Consider the following 4,881-nt stretch of genomic DNA (forward strand, 5'->3'; position numbering starts at 1 on the left):
CCGGCCGGGCCGGCCCGGGGTGTCGCGCCCGTCCGTGCCGCCCACGGCACCGGCCGCGTCGGCGGGCTCCGGGCCGTCGCCGACGGCCGCTTGGCCGCTGCTCTCCTCCAGCACCGCCCGACACAGCTCCCGTGCCCGTTCCAGCTCCGACGCCGGAGCGCGCAGGTGGGCGTGGAGCGCCTCCACCACCCTCGGTGGTGCGGTCGACGCGTGCTTCGGGTTGAGGTAGCGGGAGAGCGTCGTCTGGTCGATGCCCAGTCGCGAGGCCAGCGCCTGCTGGGTGGGCCGTGTGCCGCCGGGCGCGGCGCTCCCGGCCTCCTCCCACCAGCGTCGTAGCAGCCGTGCCAGCAGTTCCCCCGGCCGTTGTCCCCGGTCCTGGGCCTCCGGCTCGTGCGCCATGTGTCTCTCCCCGTCGTCTCGCGGAACGGCCGGGCGTCCACGCCGCCTGCATCGCCGCATAACGGCAGGTCGATCGCGTGCATGACGGTGAGTGCGGATGCATCGGCCCACAGCAGCGCAGATCGTAGTGATGCCGGACGAAGCGTCCGGCGCCTCCGCCGCGGGCCGTCCGCAGCTCCGTGTGACCACCGGACGTTCCGCGGCCCCGCGGCAGGGCCGCCCACGGCCCTTGCGGGGAGCCGCGCCGAACACCGGCGCGGAGAGCACGCGTTCACCCGGACGAGTGCCGATGCGGCACACGTCGCTCACCCACGGGAAGGACGGCCGGCCGGGCCCGGCCCCCGACGCCGAGCACGGCCCGCCGGGCGACCGCGAGTTGATGATCTTCGGCTTCGGTAGGGGTCCGCGCGCGACGGCGCGGGAGGAGCAGGGCCGGGGACGCGCGTGACGGGGTCGGCGGGCAGCCGCTGCCGGATGCCGTCGGCCTCCGGCGGCGTCCGGCAGGGCTCACGGCGGACGGGCCGCCCGACGAACAACCGGACGAACCCGGTTGAACGCCACTACCATTCGACCGACACGTTGGGCGCAGCCGACGCACCGGGGGACGGATGCTTGCCGAGGAGTACGGGTACCAGGTGTCACCACGTCCCGCGGTGGACACGCCCGGGGTACGGGCGCAGGTGGAGCGGATCGGGAGGATCACGAGCCGCCGGATCCTCTGGGCGGCCCCGCTCATGCTCCTCCTGGCGTTCGCCGTCAGCGCGGTGTCCGACACGGGACTCTTTCCCTTCGTCGCCGGCCCGATCGTCGCCGGTTTCGCGCTCGGCTGGGTGTTGACGGCGCAGCTGGCACCGAAGCGGATGTCGCGCATCCTGGAGAACAACCGTTGGCAGGTGTGGCCGTGCAGGCTGGAGGAGGTCCCGGGGAAGTCGTTCGAGCGCCGCGTCCTGCTGCTGGCGCCGGACAAGAGCGTCGCGGCGTCGTTCCGGGGGAACGTCCCCAACGACGTCTGGCTCGGAATGGCCGACGGCCGAGGGGTGCTGTGGTTCGCCGGCGATCTGCGCTTCCCGGCCGTCGCCGCCCTCCCCGGCGGCGCTCCGTTGTGGTCCGTGGCGCCGGAGAAGCCGGATCAGCGGGAACCGGAGCCCCGCCGCGGTGGCGAGGGCGAGGGCGGCTCGGCTCTCGACGACTTGGTCTCCGAGGCCCGTTCGGCGGTCATCTGGAACATGCTGAACTGAGACCGGCCCGCACCACGGGTCAGGGTGCGGTGGTGATGCGGGCGACCGCCTCGCGGGTCAGTTCGCGGGCGGGCGGGGCGTCGTCCAGGGCCCGGTGGAGGGTGAGGCCCTCGATGAGGGCGTCCAGCTGGCGGGCCGTGGCGGCGTCGAAGTGCCGTTCCAGGAGGGTGCGGCTGCGGCGCATCCAGCGGGCGCACAGTTCGCGGTACGGCTCGTGGCGGGCCGCCAGGGTGTAGAGCTCCTGGACGAGGATCAGGTCGCGGCGGGGGCCCTCGGAGAGGGTGTGGATCAGGTCGGTGACCGCCTCCCGGGCCCGGTCGGGGGTGGCGGCGCCGCCGAGGTGGTGCTCGAAGAGGGTCACCACGTGGTCGGCGTAGCCGGTGAAGGCCTGGAGCAGCAGGTCGTCGATGCCGGTGAAGTGGTACGTCATCGAGCCCAGCGGGACCTTCGCGCGGGCGGCGATCCTGCGGTGGGAGACGCCCGCCACGCCCTCCTCGGCGATCAGGTCGAGCGCCGCCGCGAGGATGCGCTCGCGGCGTCGGGGGTCGGTGTGTCCGGTGGCCATACGGGTGGGTCAGATCGTGCGGACCGGGCGGGCCGGGTTGCCCACGGCCACGACGTTCGCGGGGACGTCCTTGGTGACCACCGCGCCGGCGCCGATGACGGAGTTGTCGCCGATCGTCACGCCGGGGCAGATGATCGCGCCGCCGCCGAGCCAGACGTTGTCGCCGATGGTGATGGGCAGGGCCGCCTCCAGCTTGTCGCGGCGGGGCCCCGGCTCCACGGGGTGGGTGGGCGTGAGGAGCTGCACGTTCGGGCCGATCTGGCAGTCCTCGCCGATGGTGATCCGCGCGACGTCCAGGGCGGTCAGGTTGTAGTTGACGAAGGTACGGGCCCCGATGCTGATGTTGCTGCCGTAGTCGACGTACAGCGGCGGGCGCACCTCGACGTCCTCGCCCACCGAGGCGAGGAGCTCGGTCAGGATCGGCCTCGCCTCGGTGGGGTTCTCGGGGTAGGCGGCCAGGTAGCGGGCCGCGAGCCGCATCGCGCGCTGCTGACGGCGGGCGATCTCCGGGTCGTCGGCGATGTAGAGGTCGCCCGCGAGCATGCGCTCCAGGTTCGTGCGCGGGTCGTTCGCGAAGTGGTCGTCCGTCGGCATGCGTACGATCGTACACTCCCGGGCGTACGAACGTACGCTCCGGTCGCCGCGTCCCCGGATCAGTCCAGGTCGCCCCGCTCGATGCAGAACTCGTTCCCCTCGGGGTCGAGCAGGCTTACCCAGCCTCCGCCGTCGGGGCGGGTGTGGTCGGCCAGTTGACGGGCGCCGAGTCCGATGGCGCGGGCGACCTCCTCCGCGCGGGTGCGGCCGGTCGGCCTGAGGTCGAAGTGGAGGCGGTTCTTGGCGGTCTTGCCCTCCGGCACGCGCACGAAGAGCAGGCCGGGCCCGCCGGACGGGTCCGCGACCAGGGCCTCCGGGTCGCCGGGCTTGTCGTCGTCGGCGAGCGGGTTGCCCAGCATCGCGCTCCAGAACACGGCGAGGTCGTAGGGGTCGCCGGTGCAGTCGAAGGTGATGTGGCGGATGGTGGGGTTCAACGGTCCTCCGTGGCGGGTGGTGTGGTTTCCGGCTCGCAGGATGACGGGCGGGTGGGGGTGGCGTCGAACCGTTTGACGGGCGGTGGCGGGATCCGGACGAGCCCCGGCCCCGGACGCGGGTCCGGGGCCGGGGCTCGTCGGGTGTGTCTCACGTGTACCGGGGCCGCGGCCCGGCCGTCACGCCGGGGAGAGCTCCGCGCGGCCGAAGAGCAGGGCGTAGCCCGGCGGCAGCTGGGCCAGGACGCGGGTCACCAGGGCGTCGCCGACCAGGCCGGGCAGGACGCTCAGGACCGAGCTGACGTCCCAGCGGGCGGTCGCCGGGGTCGCGCCCTCGATGCGGGCGGCCACCGAGTCGACGAACTCCGCGGCGGTCAGTCCGCGGGTCACCGGGACCTGCGAGGCGACCACTCTGGCCGCCTCCTCGGGCAGGGCGCGGGCCAGGTCGACGCGTTCGTCGCCGACGACGTGACCGCCGAGGGCGGCGAGGACGACACGGGTGACGTCCTCCGCCTGCGACCGCGTCGGGTACTGGCCCGACTCCCGTACCGCGTCGATCAGTTGATGCCAGCTGTCGTTCCGGGGCGCTGCGGCCGGGGCCGGGATGCCTCCGGCCGGCTTCGAGGTCGCGGGCTTCTGCGGTGTCAGCGTGGTCATCCGGTGCTTCTCTCCTTCTCCGGTTCTCCAGTGCCCCGGTCTCCGGTTCTCCAATGCCCCGGTTCTTCCCGGGCATGTGCCGCCCCGCGGGCCGGATGTGCGCGGGGGCCCGTCCCGCGGACCGTCCGGGTCCGCGGGACGAGCGGGGTGCGCGGCCGCGGGAGGGGGGAACGGGGTGCGCGGCCGCGCGGGGTCAGCCGCCGATCTGCTTGCGGCTGTCGCCGCCGGTGATCTGGATGCGGCGCGGCTTGGCCTGCTCGGCCACCGGGATGCGCAGGGTCAGCACGCCGGACTCGTACGACGCGTCGATGCGCTCCGTGTCCAGGGTGTCGCCGAGGAAGAGCTGGCGGGTGAAGGTGCCGGTGGGCCGCTCGGCGACCACGGTCTCCGCGCCCTCGGGAGCCGGGGAGCGGCGCTCGGCGCGCACGTTGAGCACGTTGCGCTCGACGTCGAGGTCGATCGTCTCGGGGTCGATGCCGGGGAGGTCGAAGTGGACGATGAAGTCGTCCCCCGCCCGGTAGGCGTCCATCGGCATCGCCGTGGGGCGGCCGTTGGAGGTGGCGCCGAAGACCTGCTGCGCGAGGCGGTCGAATTCGCGGAACGGGTCTGTACGCATGAGCATCACGGTCATCTCCTTCCGTGGGTTCATCGGTGCGATGCCCTTACGGTCTTGCCTTCTTATATAGCTCGGAGGAGGAAAGTTGACAAGCCCGGACTCAGGTTGTGTCACACGGGTGGCCGCGGACCTGGACGCGGGGACCGCCTCCCGGAGCGCTAGCCTCGGAGTCCGGACGACCCCGGCCCGGTGGCCGGGGGCAGTGGCAGGAGGCAACAGACATGGCGAAGGTTCCCAGCTCCGTGGTGGCCGCGAGCGGACTCGTCGGCGGGTACGGCGTGGCCCGCTGGACCCGCAAGCGGCAGCTCGGCGGGGTCGTCCTCGCCGCCGCCGGGGCCGCCGCCGCGCAGCAGTGGCGGGAGCGGGCCGGGGGCCGGGCGG

General features: G+C 73.7%; 8 protein-coding genes. 2 read left to right on the forward strand and 6 right to left on the reverse strand.

Annotation, left to right across the window (positions count from 1 at the left end; translation table 11 throughout):
- A partial coding sequence (locus tag B7767_RS32165) for a helix-turn-helix transcriptional regulator (RefSeq protein ID WP_256923641.1) occupies positions 1-399 on the reverse strand: 399 nt, incomplete at its 3' end.
- A gap of 289 nt (positions 400-688) precedes the next feature.
- Here B7767_RS32165 and B7767_RS46700 point away from each other — a divergent pair.
- Both B7767_RS46700 and B7767_RS32170 read left to right on the forward strand, forming a co-directional pair.
- Entirely contained in the window at positions 689-847 is a 159-nt protein-coding gene (locus tag B7767_RS46700; RefSeq protein ID WP_179167369.1) for a hypothetical protein, read from the forward strand.
- Between the two features lie 187 nt (positions 848-1,034).
- Complete coding sequence (locus tag B7767_RS32170; protein ID WP_143652739.1) at positions 1,035-1,637, forward strand: hypothetical protein; 603 nt, start codon at positions 1,035-1,037, stop codon at positions 1,635-1,637.
- Between the two features lie 19 nt (positions 1,638-1,656).
- On the opposite strand, the gene B7767_RS32175 is transcribed toward B7767_RS32170, so the two are convergent.
- From B7767_RS32175 to B7767_RS32195, 5 genes are all read right to left on the reverse strand, one after another.
- A complete protein-coding gene (locus B7767_RS32175) occupies positions 1,657-2,202 on the reverse strand; it encodes a TetR/AcrR family transcriptional regulator (RefSeq protein ID WP_085575212.1) in 546 nt (181 codons plus the stop codon).
- A 9-nt stretch (positions 2,203-2,211) separates the two neighbouring features.
- A complete protein-coding gene (locus tag B7767_RS32180; protein WP_085575213.1) occupies positions 2,212-2,796 on the reverse strand; it encodes a sugar O-acetyltransferase in 585 nt (194 codons plus the stop codon).
- A gap of 59 nt (positions 2,797-2,855) precedes the next feature.
- The gene (locus B7767_RS32185) at positions 2,856-3,230 is read right to left on the reverse strand and encodes a VOC family protein (RefSeq protein ID WP_085575214.1); all 375 of its coding nucleotides are present in this window, start codon (positions 3,228-3,230) and stop codon (positions 2,856-2,858) included.
- A 177-nt stretch (positions 3,231-3,407) separates the two neighbouring features.
- Positions 3,408-3,884, reverse strand: coding sequence for a DUF2267 domain-containing protein (locus tag B7767_RS32190; RefSeq protein WP_085575215.1), 477 nt, complete (start codon positions 3,882-3,884; stop codon positions 3,408-3,410).
- 193 nt (positions 3,885-4,077) lie between these two features.
- A complete protein-coding gene (locus B7767_RS32195; protein ID WP_085575216.1) occupies positions 4,078-4,506 on the reverse strand; it encodes an Hsp20/alpha crystallin family protein in 429 nt (142 codons plus the stop codon).
- Positions 4,507-4,881 lie beyond the last annotated feature (375 nt).

Source organism: Streptomyces sp. 13-12-16, from assembly GCF_002114215.1.
GTDB lineage: Bacteria > Actinomycetota > Actinomycetes > Streptomycetales > Streptomycetaceae > Streptomyces.

Bases quoted from the DNA above. Each gene is read 5' to 3' on its own strand.
- B7767_RS46700 (WP_179167369.1), top strand. From the start codon at position 689: ATGCGGCACACGTCGCTCACCCACGGGAAGGACGGCCGGCCGGGCCCG.
- B7767_RS32175 (WP_085575212.1), bottom strand. From the start codon at position 2,202: ATGGCCACCGGACACACCGACCCCCGACGCCGCGAGCGCATCCTCGCG.
- B7767_RS32180 (WP_085575213.1), bottom strand. From the start codon at position 2,796: ATGCCGACGGACGACCACTTCGCGAACGACCCGCGCACGAACCTGGAG.
- B7767_RS32190 (WP_085575215.1), bottom strand. From the start codon at position 3,884: ATGACCACGCTGACACCGCAGAAGCCCGCGACCTCGAAGCCGGCCGGA.
- B7767_RS32195 (WP_085575216.1), bottom strand. From the start codon at position 4,506: ATGCTCATGCGTACAGACCCGTTCCGCGAATTCGACCGCCTCGCGCAG.